General features: G+C 65.3%; 13 protein-coding genes and 1 tRNA gene. 13 read left to right on the top strand and 1 reads right to left on the bottom strand.

Annotated features, from left to right (window positions below; all coding sequences use genetic code 11):
- Positions 1–12: 12 nt before the first annotated feature.
- Both RDU83_06140 and RDU83_06135 read left to right on the top strand, forming a co-directional pair.
- Entirely contained in the window at positions 13–1,011 is a 999-nt protein-coding gene (locus RDU83_06140) for an amidohydrolase family protein (protein ID MDQ7840592.1), read from the top strand.
- On the top strand, positions 1,004–1,813 hold the full coding sequence (locus RDU83_06135; protein ID MDQ7840591.1) for an alpha/beta fold hydrolase: 810 nt from the start codon (positions 1,004–1,006) through the stop codon (positions 1,811–1,813). The genes RDU83_06140 and RDU83_06135 overlap by 8 nt, the downstream gene beginning before the upstream one ends.
- Positions 1,814–1,826: 13 nt before the next feature.
- On the opposite strand, the gene RDU83_06130 is transcribed toward RDU83_06135, so the two are convergent.
- On the bottom strand, positions 1,827–3,278 hold the full coding sequence (locus RDU83_06130) for an NADP-dependent isocitrate dehydrogenase (protein ID MDQ7840590.1): 1,452 nt from the start codon (positions 3,276–3,278) through the stop codon (positions 1,827–1,829).
- Between the two features lie 176 nt (positions 3,279–3,454).
- Here RDU83_06130 and RDU83_06125 point away from each other — a divergent pair, with 176 nt between their 5' ends.
- The 11 genes from RDU83_06125 to ugpE all read left to right on the top strand — a co-directional run bounded on the left by RDU83_06125 (position 3,455) and on the right by ugpE (position 16,215).
- Positions 3,455–3,763 (top strand): metal-sensitive transcriptional regulator, encoded by a 309-nt coding sequence (locus RDU83_06125; GenBank protein MDQ7840589.1) that lies wholly within the window; start codon positions 3,455–3,457, stop codon positions 3,761–3,763.
- Positions 3,764–3,783: 20 nt separating this feature from the next.
- Positions 3,784–6,270, top strand: a complete 2,487-nt coding sequence (locus tag RDU83_06120) for a heavy metal translocating P-type ATPase (protein ID MDQ7840588.1) — start codon at positions 3,784–3,786, stop codon at positions 6,268–6,270.
- Positions 6,267–6,473, top strand: coding sequence for a heavy-metal-associated domain-containing protein (locus RDU83_06115; protein MDQ7840587.1), 207 nt, complete (start codon positions 6,267–6,269; stop codon positions 6,471–6,473). The genes RDU83_06120 and RDU83_06115 overlap by 4 nt, the downstream gene beginning before the upstream one ends.
- Before the next feature lie 15 nt (positions 6,474–6,488).
- Complete coding sequence (locus RDU83_06110) at positions 6,489–7,040, top strand: TlpA disulfide reductase family protein (protein ID MDQ7840586.1); 552 nt, start codon at positions 6,489–6,491, stop codon at positions 7,038–7,040.
- Positions 7,041–7,098: 58 nt separating this feature from the next.
- Positions 7,099–7,174 (top strand) — tRNA-Arg (locus RDU83_06105).
- Between the two features lie 188 nt (positions 7,175–7,362).
- Complete coding sequence (nifJ, locus tag RDU83_06100) at positions 7,363–10,914, top strand: pyruvate:ferredoxin (flavodoxin) oxidoreductase (protein ID MDQ7840585.1); 3,552 nt, start codon at positions 7,363–7,365, stop codon at positions 10,912–10,914.
- Positions 10,911–11,933, top strand: a complete 1,023-nt coding sequence (locus tag RDU83_06095) for a dihydroorotate dehydrogenase-like protein (protein ID MDQ7840584.1) — start codon at positions 10,911–10,913, stop codon at positions 11,931–11,933. Before nifJ ends, RDU83_06095 begins: the two co-directional genes overlap by 4 nt.
- Positions 11,917–12,939: a P1 family peptidase gene (locus tag RDU83_06090; GenBank protein ID MDQ7840583.1), complete on the top strand. Its 1,023-nt coding sequence runs from the start codon at positions 11,917–11,919 to the stop codon at positions 12,937–12,939. The genes RDU83_06095 and RDU83_06090 overlap by 17 nt, the downstream gene beginning before the upstream one ends.
- Before the next feature lie 73 nt (positions 12,940–13,012).
- Complete coding sequence (gene ugpB, locus RDU83_06085) at positions 13,013–14,392, top strand: sn-glycerol-3-phosphate ABC transporter substrate-binding protein UgpB (protein MDQ7840582.1); 1,380 nt, start codon at positions 13,013–13,015, stop codon at positions 14,390–14,392.
- Positions 14,393–14,476: 84 nt separating this feature from the next.
- Positions 14,477–15,358, top strand: a complete 882-nt coding sequence (gene ugpA / locus RDU83_06080; GenBank protein MDQ7840581.1) for a sn-glycerol-3-phosphate ABC transporter permease UgpA — start codon at positions 14,477–14,479, stop codon at positions 15,356–15,358.
- Complete coding sequence (gene ugpE, locus RDU83_06075) at positions 15,358–16,215, top strand: sn-glycerol-3-phosphate ABC transporter permease UgpE (GenBank protein ID MDQ7840580.1); 858 nt, start codon at positions 15,358–15,360, stop codon at positions 16,213–16,215. The genes ugpA and ugpE overlap by 1 nt, the downstream gene beginning before the upstream one ends.
- Positions 16,216–16,282: the final 67 nt, after the last annotated feature.

Raw genomic sequence — 16,282 nt, 5'->3', positions numbered from 1 at the left:
GGGGTCTTGGTCATGACAATGGACGGGCACGCACACATCATCGTGCCGGAAGCCACGCGCGATGCAGGAGTCGAGTCGTGGCGGCCCCACGTGTACTGGGAGCAAGGGAAGCAGACCGTCGAAGCAGGCGGGCGGCAGATCAGGTCCGCGCTCCATGAGTTCGTCCAGATTGAGGCGATACTGCGGTTCCAGGAATCCAGGGGCATGGACCGCACGCTGCTCTGCCCGTGGGTTCCCCTGCTTGGCTACGAGCTCGAAGCGGAGGAGGGGCTGCGCGCCTGCCGGGTTCAGAACGACGCGCTGGCCCGGCTTGTCGAGTCCTACCCCGGCCGCGTCGCAGCCCTCGGCGCGGTGCCGCTGCAGGCACCTGAGGTGGCCGCGCGCGAGCTCGAGGCGCTGATGGCAGGGCGCCGGCTCCGAGGAGTCGAGGTTGCCGCCGGCGTGCGCGGAGTGCCGCTTGGGGACGACCGCTTCCTGCCGTTCTGGGAGGCCGCCGAGGCCTCCCATGCGCTGGTGTTCATCCACCCGACCACGCGGGGCTTTGATATGGCGGCGCTGGGCGGGTACTACATGTGGAACACCGTGGGCAATCCCCTGGAGACTGCGATCACCGCCGCCCAGATGGTGATGGCCGGCGTGATGGAGAGGTACCCGCGGCTCAAGGTGCTCCTGGCCCACGGCGGTGGGGCCCTCATGTGCGTGCGCGGGCGGCTGCGACACTCGCACTCCTTTCAGAGCGACGCCCGTTCCAGGTTACGGGAATCCCCCGATGCCTCGCTGCGCCGCCTCTACTACGACACCGTGACCCACGACGCGGACCTGTTGCGGTCGCTGGTGGACTACGCCGGAGCGGACCACGTCCTGCTCGGGTCGGACTACCCGTTTGACATGGGGGTCGCGGATCCGGTAGGGGACGTGCGCGGGCTCGGGCTTCCTGCCGGCGATGAGGCGGCAATTCTGGGCGGTAACGCACTGCGGCTGCTTGGTGAGGAGGAGGCGCGGCATGCCTGACGAGAGGGTCGCCGCGGCCGTGGCCAGCCTGTACGCGGCGCACCGGCTCCTCGACCCGTCGGCTGAGCGCGTGGAGATCCCCTTCGAGGGCGCGCCCCTGGTGGGCAACCTGCGCCGGCCTCCCGGCGCGTCACGCCCGCCGCTGGTGCTCCTAATCCCGGGGCTGGATTCGACCAAGGAGGAGTTCTTCCATTGGGAGGCCGTGTTCCTCTCGCGCGGGATGGCGACCTTCTCGCTGGATGGACCCGGGCAGGGCGAATCAGGGTACACTACCTGCATCCGGCACGACTATGAGGTTGCGGTGACCGCCGCCCTTGACACGCTTGCAGGGCGCGGCGGCTTCGACCCCTCCCGCGTGGGAGCCGCGGGCGTGAGCCTCGGTGGGTACTACGCTCCCCGCGCGGCCGCCTACCATCCCATGCGGCTTCCGCCCGACATCGAGGTGGGGCTCGATGCAGCGGCGACCTTCCGCCTTGTGGACCCGGTCTTTCCGTTCGGGGTCTACGCGGCCGTGGTGGAGATCGACCGGACTACCGGGCAGGTGCACGTGCTTAGACTGGTCGCGGTGGACGACGCTGGCACAATAGTCAATCCGCTGCTGGCCGAACAGGTGATCTACGATGCCGAGGGCCAGTTGCTGACGGTGACCTTCGCGGACTACCCGATGCTCCGGGCCCATCAGGTTGTGGATGTTACCACCGAGTTCCTGGAGACGCCTTCGCCGTTCAACCCGCTGGGAATCCGGCACGTGGAGATGCCGCTGGTGCCGGAGAAGATGTGGCATCTGGTGCGCGGCGCCTAATCGCCGCCGTGAACTACTCGCCCTGATCGAGCGAGTAACCCGGCTCGCCGTCGAACGTGTAGAGGTTCTCGGTCTTGATGGAATCCAGTCCTGCGTTGGCGATCCGCTGCAGCAGCGCGATGATCTGACCGTGCGCGATGGTCCCGCCTTCGGTCCGCGACAGGAAACGGCATCGCCAGTGGTCCACGCACAAGGTCTCGGAAAACCCGCCGGGGTACACCTTGACGCCGCGGTTGCTTATCATGCCCAGCCTAAGGTCACCTCCACTGAGGGCTTCCACCTGCCCGCCCAGTTGGTCGGGCGAGCCCCCCCGCCAGTGAACAAAGACGTCCACTCCCACTAACGCCTTCTTCGCGCGAAGCCGTGAGGTGGCGACGGCCCCGACTGTCTCCCTGGGCGCCGCCTGGTATGTGACCGCCTTGAGCCGCTCGGGCACCTGGCCCAGCCGATCGGCAACCGCCCGTGCGAACTCACCGGTGCCGACCTTCTCCCGGCTGACGCCCTCGGCGTAGATGTCGGAGGTGTGCACCCCATCCTCGATCGTACGGAGCCAGGCATTGTGCACGCGCTCCGCCACGTCCGGCTGACCTATGTGGACCAACATCATCACCGCACCCAGCAACAGGCCCGAGGGATTCGCCACGTTCTGACCTGCGCGGCGCGGCGCCGAACCATGGATGGCCTCGAACATGGCGCACTGGTCGCCGATGTTGGCCGATCCTGCCAGCCCCACCGATCCGGCGATCTGCGCGGCCACGTCCGAGAGGATGTCGCCATACATGTTGGGCAGCACGATCACGTCGAATGCCTCGGGCGTGTCGGCCAGTTTGGCGGCACCGATGTCAACTATCCAGTGTTCCTTGGTGATCGCGGGATACTGCGTGCCGATCTCGTCGAAGACCTTGTGGAACAGCCCGTCGGTCATCTTGAGGATGTTGTCTTTCGTGAAGCAGGTGACCTTCTTGCGGTCGTGCCGCGCAGCGTACTCAAAGGCGTATCGGACTATCTTTTCGGTCCCGGGTCGGGAGATGATCTTCAGGCTCTGATAGACGTCGTCTGTCTGGCGATACTCGATCCCTGCGTACAGGTCCTCCTCGTTTTCGCGCACGATCACGACGTCCATCCCGGGATGCTTGGTATCCACAAAGGGGTGGTAGGCCGAGCACGGCCGCACGTTGGCGTACAGCCCCAGCATCTTGCGCGTGGTCACGTTGAGGCTCTTGTAGCCGCCGCCCTGGGGCGTTGTGATGGGGGCCTTGAGGAACACCTTCGTGCGGCGAAGCGACTCCCATGCTCCGGGCTCGATGCCGCTGCTGTGACCCCGGAGGAAGACCTTCTCGCCGATCCCGATCGTCTCGATGTCGATCCGGGCGCCAGCCTCGCTCAGGACCAGCAGTGTGGCGGCCATGATCTCCGGGCCGATGCCGTCGCCGTGCGCCACGGTGATGGGGATGTTCTGGTTCATGATGGTTCACGCTCCCTGCGCATGATCGGAGGATCTTCTCCTATTCTCTCCTGCGGGAGGGTTCTTGTCACCCTCACCCCGTTGACACGCGCCGGCGGGCAGCGTACGCTGATGGGAGTACCCCTCCCCCCAGGGGGGGGTACGGCGGGGGCAGGGGAACAGAGAGGAGCACGCCCGTGAAGGCGGTCACTCCGGTGGCAAAGCACGGATCGGTCGAGAAGCGGCGGAAAGTGCTGGTGAGGCTTCGCAGCGTCGCGGGGCACGTCTGCGGGGTCGAGCGCATGGTGGAGGGCGATGCCTACTGCATAGACGTGATACGGCAGGTCCAGGCCGTGCAACGGGCCCTGGACAGGGTGAACGCCATGCTGCTTGAGGACCACCTGGAGCACTGCGCAACGACCGCAATACGCTCCAGCGACGCGCGGGAGCGTGAGCGCATCATCACCGAGTTGCTCGAGGTCTTCAAGACGTCGAGCAGGCTCTAGCCTGGGAGCGAGGCAGCACCATGGCGAACGGTCGCACCGCCTTGCGGCGGATCGAACTGCCGGTCGAAGGGATGTCGTGCGCCTCGTGCGTGAACAGGGTGGAGGAGGGCCTTCTCAAGACGGCCGGGGTGAGCGCGGTGCAGGTCAACTTCGCCTCGGAGCGCGCCTTGGTTGCCTTTGACGCCGCGCAGGCCACCCTGACCGACCTGATCGCCGCGGTACGCGCCGTCGGCTACGAGGTCCGGAATGAGCGCCTGGTTATACCCATTGCCGGGATGTCCTGCGCTTCGTGCGTGAACACGGTCGAGACGGCTCTACGGACGGTTGAAGGCGTCCTATCAGCTTCGGTGAACCTGGCGCGAGAACAGGCGACGGTCGAGTTCATACCCGGCGTTGCCACGCCGCAGGCGCTGTGGCGCGCCGTGCGTGACGCGGGCTACGAGCCACTGGCCGCCGAGGAGGGCGCCGTTGACCGCGAGGCCGAGCGCCGCGAGCGCGAACAACGCGCGTTGCGCATCCGCCTGGTGGGCGCGACGCTGCTCTGCCTCCCGATTCTCTGGGGCAGCCTCCCGCATATGGGAGTCCACGTCTGGGCGCCGGCCTTGCTGCACAACTGGATGGTGCAGTTCGCCCTGGCGACCCCCGTTCAGTTCTGGGCGGGTTGGCGGTTCTACCGCGGGATGTGGGCGGCGACACGACACGGGACCGCCGACATGAACACCCTCATCGCGGTGGGCACTTCGGCGGCGTATCTATACAGCGTCGCCGCTACCTTCTTCCCGCAGTGGTTCACGGGCGGCGGGCTCGAGCCAACGGTCTACTACGAAACCGCTTCGATAATCATCGTCTTCATTCTGCTCGGGCGGTACCTGGAGGCGCTGGCCAAGGGCCGTACCAGCGAGGCGATCCGTCGCTTGATCAGGCTGCAGGCCAAGACCGCCCGCGTGATCCGGGACGGCTCCGAGGCTGACATACCGATCGAGGATGTGGTTGTGGGCGACGTCGTGGTCGTGCGCCCAGGCGAGAAGATCCCGGTGGACGGCACCGTGCTCGATGGGTTCTCAACGGTGGACGAGTCAATGATCACCGGGGAGTCCATGCCCGTGGAGAAGGCCGCCGGCGTCGAGGTGATAGGCGCGACCCTCAACAGGACCGGGACCTTCCGGTTCCGCGCCACGAAGGTGGGACGCGACACCGCGCTGGCGCAGATCATTCGGCTGGTCGAGGAAGCCCAGGGTACCAAGGCGCCGATTCAGCGCCTGGCCGACAGGGTGGCCGCCTACTTCGTGCCGGTGGTGATCGTGATCGCGCTGGTCACCGGCGGGGTCTGGTTGGCAATCGGCCCGCAGCCCGCGCTGACCTATGCCCTGCTCACCTTCGTGGCGGTGCTGATAATCGCGTGCCCGTGCGCGCTCGGACTGGCCACACCCACGGCGATCATGGTCGGGACCGGGCGGGGTGCCGAGGCCGGGATCCTGATCCGCGGCGGCGAGGCGCTGGAGATCGCGCACCGCATCACCGCGGTGGTGCTCGACAAGACCGGTACGCTTACGCGCGGGACACCCGCGGTAACGGACGTCCTTCCGGCCGAAGGGTTCGACGAGACAACGCTGCTGCGACTGGTGGGTGCGGCCGAGCGCGGGAGCGAGCATCCGGTAGGAGAGGCAATCGTCGCCCGCGCGCGGAGCAGCGGAATCGCCCTCGGCGACGCCGCCGCGTTCGAGGCCGTGCCTGGTCAGGGCATCGAGGCCACGGTCGAGGGGCGGCAGATCCTTGTCGGCAACGCCGCGTTGATAGCCCGCCACGGGATCGCGGCGGACGCCCTGGCCGCGCGCGCCGACGGCTTGGCCGCGGACGGCAAGACGCCGATGCTGGTGGCGGTGGACGGCCGGGCTGCCGGGGTGATCGGCGTGGCCGACACCCTAAAGCCGTACAGCCGGGAAGTCGTGGCCGCGCTCCACCGGATGGGTCTCCAGGTAGTAATGCTCACGGGCGACAACCGGCGGACCGCCGAAGCGATCGCGCAGCAGGTGGGAGTCGACCGCGTTCTGGCCGAGGTCAAACCCGACGAGAAGGCCGCGCACGTCGAGGCGCTGCAGCGTGAAGGGCACGTGGTGGCCATGGTGGGAGATGGGATCAACGACGCGCCCGCCCTGGCGCGCGCGGACCTGGGCATAGCGATCGGCGCCGGGACCGACGTGGCCATCGAGTCCGCGGGCATAGTGCTGATCGGCGAGGATCTGCGCGGGGTGCTGTCGGCGATTGCCCTCAGCCGTCGCACGATGCGTACGATCCGGCAGAACCTGTTTTGGGCGTTCGCATACAACGTCGCCCTGATTCCCGTTGCCGCCGGCGTGCTGTATCCTTTTACAGGCATGCTGCTGAGCCCGGTCCTGGCCGCGCTGGCGATGGCTGCCAGTTCGGTTACGGTGGTGAGCAACAGCCTGCGGCTACGGGGATACCGACCTGCGGGTACCATCTCTACGGAGGGAGTGACGCTGAGATGACTACGAAGACTTTCGACGTTCCCAAGATCCACTGTGATGGCTGCGTGCGCACCGTGACCAAGGCTCTTGCGCAGTTGCCCGGCGTGGCGAAGGTCGAGGCCAGCGCCGTGACAAAGAAGGTCCTGGTGGAGTTCAATCCGACGGAGCTGGATGAGGCGCGCCTCCGCGAGGCCCTGCAGGCCGCCGGGTATCCTGTCGTCTAGGTCGGGATGGGACCAATGGGCAGCAGGCGGCACCAGGCGGTCCTGATGGGCAGCCTCGTGGTCTTCCTTGGGTTGCTGGTCTTCGTAACCTTACGTACTAATCGGCCGGCCTCGCTCAGCGTTGCGCTGGCGCGGGGAGAGATCCCGGTAGCACCCCTGCTCGTGCTCCCGCGCCTGGATGCGGAGGGGAGAGTGGACCTGGGGGCGCTCCGCGGCCGGGTGGTCGTGTTGAACTTCTGGTCGTCCTGGTGCATACCGTGCCGTGAGGAGGCACCCGCCCTGGAGGCCACCTGGCAGCGGTACAGGGAGCGGGGGGTCATGGTGGTGGGCGTGAACGTGCAGGACCTGACGCCGGCGGCGTTGCGGTTCCTGCACGAGACCAAAACTACCTACCCCACGGTTCGCGACAAGGACAACACAGTCTACCGGGCCTACGGCCTCACCGGCGTACCGGAGACCTTTTTCGTTGACCGCTTTGGTCGCATCGTGCGCAAGTTCCCCGGCGTGGTGACCGACCCCCAGGAGTGGTTTCGGGCCGTCGAGACGGCGCTGACGCGGCAGCCCTAGCTGATGCCGTCGGGGCTCTGCCCGCGGCCGGTCCTATGTTATACTCGCTGCAGGACGCGCGCCCGTAGCTCAGGGGACAGAGCGGCTGGCTTCGGACCAGCAGGCCGGGGGTTCGATTCCCTCCGGGCGCTCCAGCCACCAGGGTCGTCTACGCCACGCATCCTATGCCGTATCGGGTGTTGGGTGGATACCGATACCTGCCTGTTCCGACTAGCCTAGGGGTTGAGGCGGCCACTGCCGGGTAGATACCCCAAAGCCGTCTCTATATCACCTGCGAAAACAGCGCGCATTCAGATGATTTCGCACGCGAGGAGGACTTTGCATGTCGGAGACCACACAGCGACAGATGGTTGCCATTGAAGGGAACGAGGCGACCGCGTCAGTCGCGTTTCGTACCAACGAAGTTGTGGCCATCTACCCCATCACACCGTCTTCGGGGATGGGGGAGTTCGCGGACGAGTGGTCGGCTCAGGGCAAAGCGAACGTCTGGGGCTCGGTGCCCATAGTGGTCGAGATGCAGTCCGAGGGAGGCGCCGCCGGCGCCGTGCACGGCTCCCTGCAGGCAGGCGCCCTGACGACGACGTTCACCGCTTCCCAAGGGCTGCTGCTTATGATCCCCAACATGTACAAGATTGCCGGCGAGCTGACCGCGTTCGCGATGCACGTCTCCGCCCGAACGCTGGCCACGCACGGGCTCTCGATCTTCGGCGACCACTCCGACGTAATGGCGTGCCGGCAGACCGGCTTCGCCCTGCTGGCTTCCAACTCGGTGCAGGAGGCCCACGACATGGCCCTGGTCGCTCAGGCGGCCACGCTGAAGTCGCGTCTGCCATTCCTGCACTTCTTCGACGGGTTCCGCACTTCGCACGAGGTGGCTAAGATCGAGTATCTCAGCGATGACGACCTGCGCGCAATGCTTCCAACTGACTTCATCGAGGATCACCGCCGCCGTGCCATGACGCCGGACCGCCCGGTACTGCGTGGGACGGCGCAGAACCCCGACGCCTACTTCCAGGCGCGGGAAGCGGTCAACCGGTTCTACACGGCCTGCCCTGACGTGGTGCAGGAGACCATGGACCGGTTCGGGGAGCTCACCGGCCGCCGGTACCACCTCTTCGACTATGTTGGGGACCCGGAAGCCGAACGGGTTGTCGTGCTGATGGGCTCGGGGGCCGAAACCGTCCACGAGACCGTGGAGTGGCTGCTGACCCGCGGGGAGAAGGTCGGCGTGCTCAAGGTCCGCCTGTACAGGCCGTTTTCTTCCAGGGCCTTCGTCGCGGCCCTGCCATCCTCGGTCAAGGCGATCGCCGTCTTGGACCGGACCAAGGAGCCCGGAGCACCGGGCGAACCGCTGTACATGGATGTGGTTGCCGCCCTCCGGGAGGCCCAGGAAGAGGGTTTTGCCCGCTTCTCCGTGCCGCCGACCGTGAGCGGCGGGCGGTACGGCTTGGCTTCCAAGGAGTTCACCCCGGCCATGGTCTGCGCGGTATTTTCAGAGCTGGCCGCAACCAAGCCTAAACCCTGCTTCACGGTTGGAATCACCGATGACGTAACGGGTCTGTCGCTGCCCTTCGATCGCGACCTGGACACCGAGCCGGATGACGTCTCCAGGGCGGTATTCTTCGGGCTGGGCGCCGACGGCACTGTGGGCGCCAACAAGAATTCAATCAAGATCATCGGGGAGGAGACGCCCAACTTCGCCCAGGGGTACTTTGTCTACGATTCCAAGAAATCGGGGGCCATGACCATCTCGCACCTGCGGTTTGGGCCCAGGCCGATCCAGTCCGCCTACCTCATCAAGCACGCGAGCTTCGTAGCGTGCCATCAGTTTGTCTTCATGGAGAAGTACGATGTGCTCAGATATGCTGCTCCTGGCGCGGTCTTCCTCCTGAATTCGCCATACGGTCCGGAGGAGGTCTGGGACCATCTGGCCCGTGAGGTGCAGGAGCAGATCATCGAGAAGCGCCTGACGTTCTACACCATTGACGCAGTGGAGGTAGCGCGCAAGACAGGCATGGGCGGCCGCATCAACGCGATCATGCAGACCTGTTTCTTCGCGATCTCCGGTGTGCTGCCGCGAGACGAGGCTATCAGTAAGATCAAGGAGTCCATAGAGAAGACCTACGGCAAGAAGGGCGATGAGGTTGTCCGCCGGAACTGGCAGGCGGTGGACGAGACTCTTGCCAACCTGCACCTGGTAGATGTGCCGGAGAAGGTTACTGCCACGAAGTCACTTCCCCCGACCATCTCTACCGATGCTCCGGAGTTCGTGCAGCGCGTGATCGGGGTGATAGCGGCCAACATGGGCGACCTGCTCCCGGTTAGCGCCTTTCCCGTTGACGGCACCTGGCCGGTAGGGACAACCCAGTGGGAGAAGCGCAACATCGCCCTGGAGATCCCGGTGTGGGACGCCGAGATCTGTATCCAGTGCAACAAGTGCGTTCTCGTCTGTCCGCATGCAACCATCCGGGCCAAGTACTACGATCCGGAGCTCTTGAAGGGCGCGCCGCCTACCTTCAAGTCCACGGCCTTCCGCAGCCAGGAGGTCAAAGGCTTAGAGTACACGCTGCAGGTGGCCCCTGAGGACTGCACCGGCTGCAGCCTGTGCGTGATGGTCTGCCCGGTCAAGGACAAGACCAACCCCAAGCACAAGGCGATCAACATGGCGCCCCAGATCCCGCTGCGGGAGCCCGAACGAGAGAACTGGGCGTTCTTCCTGTCACTGCCGGAACCGGACCGTACCCGAATCAAGTTGGACGTGAAGGGATCGCAGTTCCTAACGCCGCTCTTCGAGTACTCGGGAGCCTGTGCGGGCTGCGGGGAGACACCGTACGTCAAGCTGCTCACCCAGCTCTTCGGGGACCGCCTGCTGATCGGCAATGCCACCGGGTGCTCGTCCATCTACGGTGGGAATCTGCCGACGACGCCCTACGCCACGAACAGCGACGGCCGCGGCCCCACCTGGTCCAACTCGCTGTTCGAGGACAACGCCGAGTTCGGCTTCGGGTTCCGCCTGGCCCTGGACTCGCTCTCCGAGCAGGCCGAAGATCTCGTGCGGACACTTGCACAGCAGGTCGGCCCCGACCTGGCCGACGCCATCTTGAAGGCCGACCAGTCGAGCGAGGCCGGAATTGCCGCCCAGCGCGAGCGGGTAGTCTCACTCCGCAAGAAGCTGGCCGGAGTGAACACGCCGGCCGCGCGCCGCCTGGAACTAATCGCCGACTACCTCGTGCGGAAGTCCGTCTGGGTGGTGGGCGGAGACGGCTGGGCCTACGACATCGGATACGGAGGCCTGGACCACGTCATGGCCATGGGCCGCAAGGTGAACATCCTGGTGTTGGACACCGAGGTATACTCCAACACCGGCGGCCAGCAGTCCAAGTCCACGCCGCGCGGGGCCGTCGCCAAGTTCGCTTCGGCGGGCAAGCCCATCGCCAAGAAGGACCTGGCCATGATGGCGATGACCTACGGCAGCGTCTACGTGGCGCGGGTGGCCTTCGGCGCCAAGGACACGCACACCGTGAACGCCTTCCTTGAAGCGGAATCCTACCCTGGAACCTCGCTGATCATCGCCTACAGTCCGTGCATCGCCCACGGTTACGACCTGGCCATGGGGATGGAGCAGCAGAAGCTGGCCGTGGAAACAGGCTACTGGCCGCTGATCAGGTACGACCCGCGGCGTCTGGAGGAGGGCAAGAGCCCGATGCAGCTTGACTCAGGGCCGCCCAAGGGTGATCTGGCGAAGTTCCTCTACAACGAGACGCGATTCCGCATGGTGGAGGGTATCGATCCTGAGAGAGCGCGCGCTCTGCTGGAATCAGCCCGCCGCGACGTGCAGACACGCTACAAGCTCTATGAACTCCTGGCCAAGTGAAGGGAGGGGGTAGTTTGGATCTCTCCACGACCTACCTTGGATTGAATCTCCCACACCCGTTGATATCGGGTGCCTCGCCTATGGCGCAGAATCTGGACACCGTCAGGCGGCTGGAGGACGCGGGCGCGGCCGCCATCGTGATGCACTCGCTGTTCGAGGAGCAGATCAGCCAGGAACAGCTCGCCGCCATCCACCACGTCGAGGCGCACACCGAGTCCTTTGCCGAGGCGCTCTCCTATTTCCCCCGGGCCGGCGAGTTCGCCCTGGGTCCGGAGCAGTACCTGGAACAGGTCTCGCGCATCAAAGCGGCGGTGGGCGTGCCCGTCATCGCTTCTCTCAACGGGGCCACCGTTGGAGGGTGGGTGGAATACGCGCGGCTGATCCAACAGGCAGGCGCGGACGCCCTCGAACTAAACGTCTACTTCCTGGCCACGGACCCGCAGGAGACAGGCGTAGCGGTCGAGAGGCGCACCCTGGATGTCCTGCGTTCGGTAAGGCAGGCCGTCACCATGCCGGTGGCGGTGAAGCTCTCCCCATTCTACTCGTCCGTGGCAAACCTGGCCACCGAGCTCGCCGGGGCCGGCGCCGACGGACTGGTCCTGTTCAACCGCTTCTATCAGCCGGAGATTGACATCGAGGAGCTGGAGGTCGTTCCGCGGATCGAGCTGTCAACCAGCGCGGAGTTGCTGCTGCGTCTGCGGTGGCTGGCGGTTCTGTTCGGGCGTGTGCAGTCCTCGCTGGCCGTCACCGGTGGGGTCCACTCCGCCACAGACGCGATCAAGGCAATCATGGCGGGTGCCGACGCGGTGCAGATGGTTTCGGCCCTTCTGGTGCGCGGCCCGCAGTATCTGCGAACCGTGCTGGCGGAGATCGAGTCCTGGATGGAGGCACACGAGTACGTGTCGCTCCAGCAGATGCGCGGGAGCATGAGCCTGACCCACTGCCCAGATCCCCAGGCATTCGAGAGGGGCAACTACATCCGTGTGCTGCAGGGCTGGCCTCATGCCGCGCGTACGTGATTTCCTGACGATCGGCGCCCTGCCTGCGGGTCCCCACTCCGCCATCACCGACGTTCCCGGGGTGCGGGTAGGGCACGTCTCGCTGCGGGAGGGCGACCTTAGGACCGGTGTCACGGCCGTGGTGCCCCACGGGGGGAACCTCTACCGCCGGAAGGTAACCGCGGCCGCCGCGGTGCTCAACGGCTACGGCAAATCGGCCGGCCTCATGCAGATCGAGGAGCTGGGTTCGGTCGAGTCCCCGATTCTGCTCACGAGCACCTTGAACGTGCCTCGAGTCGCCGACGCCCTGATTACCTACATGATCGGCCAGGATCCCGAGATCGGGGTGAACGAAACGGTCAACCCGGTGGTTCTCGAGTGCTTCGACGGTTACCTGAGCGATGCCCGCGCGCGCGCCGTCGGCGAAGACCACGTGCTGGCTGCGGTTGCAGCGGCCCAGGAAGGGCCGGTGGAGGTGGGCTGCGTCGGCGCCGGCGTTGGGATGCGGTGCCTGGGGTTCAAATCCGGGGTCGGGGGGGCGTCGCGAGTGCTTGCCGAACCCGGATTTCGCCTGGGGGTGCTGGTTGTTCCCAACTTCGGGTTTCCAGGAGACCTGGTTGTGGACGGGGTTGCGGTGGGACGCGAGCTGACCGCCGTTGCCCAACCGTCCGAGCGCGGCTCGTGTGTGTTTGTCGTCGCCACCGACGCGCCGCTCTCGGCGCTGGACCTGCGCCGGATCGCCTGGCGATGCTTCATGGGGATGGCCCGCACCGGCGCCATCAGCGGACATACCAGCGGCGATCTGGCGGTGGCGTTCTCTACAAACCCGCGCCAGGAGCCCCAGCAGCGCAACACCCTGAACCTGCTCTTCCGTGCCGCCGTCGAGGCCTCGGAGGAGGCCATCCTGGACGCGCTGTTCGCAGCCGAGACCACGACGGGCCGGCACGGGCATGTGATGCCGGCCCTGCCCATTTCCGAGACGATCGAGATCCTGAAGCGGCACCAAACGCCCGGAGTGCGCACCTGAGGATGAAGGTAAGAAGCGGTCGGTGGGCGAACGCGGTACTCATGACCATGACTATTACAGGAGGCGATGGGTGATGATCAGAGTGTTGATAGGTATCATAGTCGTCCTTGCGCTTGTCAGCGGCGGGACGCATGCCGGATCGCTCCAGGCCGGGGCGGGTTTCACCCCGACGTTGGTCGCGCAGGTGCCCGGAGGGCGCGTCACGGTGGACTTCTGGTACGGCCTCACACGGCCGCTGGGGGACATCCTCGAGGGAATCGCAACCGACTTCAACAACTCGCAGACCAAATACCGCGTGAACCCGGCCTTCAAGGGAGCGTATCCCGAGACGATGCAGGCGGCGATCGCCGCTTTCCGCGCAGGGAACGCGCCCCACATCGTTCAGATGTTCGAGGTAGGGACGGCCACGATGATGGCTGCCCAGGGGGCCATCAAGCCGGTCCACCAGCTGTTCAAGGAGGCCGGCATCTCCTTCGACCCGAGCATCTACCTGCCGGCGGTGCGGGGCTACTACAGCTCGCCGGACGGCAAGATGATCTCGATGCCGTTCAACAGCTCGACCCCGATCACGTTCTACAACAAGGACGCCTTCCGGCGGGCGGGCCTGGATCCGGAGAAGCCGCCGCAGACCTGGGCCGAGCTGCGGGCCGCCGCAACGCGCATCCGGCAGACCAACGCCGCTCCCTGCGGGTTCACCATGGCGTGGCCGACGTGGACGAACCTCGAGAACCTCAGCGCCATCCACGATGTGCCGCTGGCGACGAAGATGAACGGGTTCGAGGGCATGGACACCGAGATGCAGACCAACAGTCCGCTCTATGTCCGGCACCTCCAGACACTTGTGGACATGCACCGCGAGGGCACGTTCAAGTACGGCGGCCGCGACTCCGCGGGCGACGCGCTGTTCCCCTCGGGCGAGTGCGCCATCATACACGCCTCGTCCGGCATGCGCGCCCGGGTGATCCGCGAGGCGAAGTTCTCGTGGGGTGTGACCTACCTCCCCTACTACGACGACGTGAAGGGTGCGCCCAAGAACTCGATCATCGGCGGCGCGTCGTTCTGGGTAATGACCAGCCCGCGGCGAACCGCCGACGAGTACAAGGCCGTCGCGGAGTTCTTCAAGTTCATCAGCCAGCCCGAGATTGTGGCCAAGTGGCACATGGAGACCGGGTTCGTGCCGATCACCTTTACGGGCATGACGCTCGTCCAGGCACTGGGATACTGGCAGGCGAACCCCGGTGCTGACATCCCGTTCAAGCAGCTGACCCGGTCGCGGCCTACCCGGAACACCATGGGGCTGCGGTTGGGGAACATGCCTGAGATCCGGGTTATCTTTTACGAGGAGTGGGAGAAGGCGTTTCAGGGGACGCAGACGGCGAAGCAGGCGATGGACGCCGCGACCCGGCGCAGCAACGAGGTCCTACGGCGTTTCGAGCGGGCGAACGCCCCGTAGAATAGGGGCACAACCAAACTTCGGGCTCAGACCCGGACTCCCCGTGTCACGCGGCGAGGCCGGGTCTGAGCTTGTGAGCATAAGATGACCAAGCGCTCGATCTTCAACAACAAGTTCCTCCCCTACGTCCTCCTGGCGCCGCAGCTGGCGATTACCATCGTGTTCTTCTTCTGGCCGGCTGGCCAGGCCGTCGCCCAGTCGCTGCTGCGGCAGAACCCGTTTGGCACGCGCACGGCGTTTGTTTGGTTCGAGAACTTCGCGCACGTTCTCAGCGACGATGCCTACCTGCAGGCCGTGGGGAACACTATCTTGTTCTCGGGAGCGGTGATCTTGCTGGCGATGGGCTCGGGGTTGCTTCTGGCAGTGACCGCCGACAAACCCATCCGCGGCGCCGGCGTCTACAAAACCCTCCTGATCTGGCCTTACGCGGTGGCCCCCGCCGTGTCCGCGTCGCTGTGGCTGTTCATCTTCCACCCGACGATCGGCATCCTGGGGCGGACGCTCAACCAGGTTGGCATTCACTGGGACTACACGCTCAACGGCACCCAGGCGCTGTTGCTGGTCATCCTGGCGGCCGCATGGAAGCAGGTCAGCTACAACTTCATCTTCTTCCTTGCGGGACTGCAGTCAATTCCACGGTCTGTGCTCGAGGCCGCCTCGGTGGACGGGGCTACGCCCCGGCAGCGGTTCTGGAAGGTGATCTTCCCGCTGCTCTCCCCGACGACGTTCTTCCTGATCGTCGTCAACGTGATATTCGCCTTCTTTGACACATTCGGCGTGATCCACTCGCTAACGCGCGGCGGGCCCGCTAAAGCCACCGAGACCTTGATCTACAAGGTGTACGTGGATGGAGTTGTCTACCTTGATCTCGGCGGCTCCTCGGCGCAGTCGGTGATCCTTCTGCTGGTGGTAATTACCCTGACCGCCATGCAGTTCCGATACATTGAACGGAGGGTGCACTACTGATGGCTCGGGCGTCGCGCCTTGGTGGGGGCTGGCAGGCACATCTGATCCTGATCCTGGGGGTTGCGATCTTCGTGTTTCCGGTCTTCGTCGCGCTAATGGGCTCGACGTACGACGTGGGGACCATCGCGCGCGGCGAGATGCCGCTCCGGCCCGGCCCGCACGCCATCGAGAACTACAGCCAGGCATGGTCTTCCGGCGAGGGGACACGGGTCACGGGCGCGGCGCCCGTTCGGCGCATGCTGCTGAACAGCCTGATCATGGGGCTTGTGATTGCGACCGGCAAAATCACAATCTCTATCATCTCGGCGTTCGCCGTCGCGTTCTTCGCCTTTCCGCTTCGCATGTTCTTCTTCTGGATGATCTTCATCACGCTGATGCTGCCGATCGAGGTGCGCATCATCCCCACTTACGCCGTGATCTCCAACCTCGGTATGCTCAACACGTACCAGGGGTTGATCGTACCCCTTATCGCGTCCGCAACCGCTACGCTCATTTTCCGGCAGTTCTTCCTGACCGTTCCCGACGAGCTGGTGGACGCGGCGAAGATGGATGGCGCGGGCCCTATGCGGTTCTTCTGGAGCATCCTGATGCCGTTGTCCACCAATACCATCGCCGCGCTCTTCGTGATCCTGTTCATCTACGGTTGGAACCAGTACCTCTGGCCGCTGCTGATCACGACCAGCAAGGAGATGAACACCATCGTGATCGGCATTACAAAGATGATAGGCGTGGGGGATGCACAGAACGACTGGAACCTCATCATGGCGACGGCGGTGATGGCGATGCTGCCGCCGGTCGTGGTGGTCGTCATCATGCAGCGCTGGTTCGTGAAGGGCCTGGTGGAGTCCGAGAAGTAGGGCGAGCGCGCTGCGTTTGAGTAAAGTCCAGGGTAGCAGTTGAGGGGATTTCGGTAGCGAAGCAGAA

This window comes from bacterium, from assembly GCA_031082185.1.
GTDB lineage: Bacteria > Sysuimicrobiota > Sysuimicrobiia > Sysuimicrobiales > Humicultoraceae > VGFA01.
This window is presented reverse-complemented; position numbering and strand designations above follow the sequence as displayed.

Bases quoted from the DNA above. Each gene is read 5' to 3' on its own strand.
- RDU83_06130 (MDQ7840590.1), bottom strand. From the start codon at position 3,278: ATGAACCAGAACATCCCCATCACCGTGGCGCACGGCGACGGCATCGGC.
- RDU83_06140 (MDQ7840592.1), top strand. From the start codon at position 13: ATGACAATGGACGGGCACGCACACATCATCGTGCCGGAAGCCACGCGC.
- RDU83_06115 (MDQ7840587.1), top strand. From the start codon at position 6,267: ATGACTACGAAGACTTTCGACGTTCCCAAGATCCACTGTGATGGCTGC.
- ugpB (MDQ7840582.1), top strand. From the start codon at position 13,013: ATGATCAGAGTGTTGATAGGTATCATAGTCGTCCTTGCGCTTGTCAGC.
- RDU83_06110 (MDQ7840586.1), top strand. From the start codon at position 6,489: ATGGGCAGCAGGCGGCACCAGGCGGTCCTGATGGGCAGCCTCGTGGTC.
- nifJ (MDQ7840585.1), top strand. From the start codon at position 7,363: ATGTCGGAGACCACACAGCGACAGATGGTTGCCATTGAAGGGAACGAG.
- RDU83_06135 (MDQ7840591.1), top strand. From the start codon at position 1,004: ATGCCTGACGAGAGGGTCGCCGCGGCCGTGGCCAGCCTGTACGCGGCG.
- RDU83_06090 (MDQ7840583.1), top strand. From the start codon at position 11,917: ATGCCGCGCGTACGTGATTTCCTGACGATCGGCGCCCTGCCTGCGGGT.
- ugpA (MDQ7840581.1), top strand. From the start codon at position 14,477: ATGACCAAGCGCTCGATCTTCAACAACAAGTTCCTCCCCTACGTCCTC.
- RDU83_06120 (MDQ7840588.1), top strand. From the start codon at position 3,784: ATGGCGAACGGTCGCACCGCCTTGCGGCGGATCGAACTGCCGGTCGAA.
- ugpE (MDQ7840580.1), top strand. From the start codon at position 15,358: ATGGCTCGGGCGTCGCGCCTTGGTGGGGGCTGGCAGGCACATCTGATC.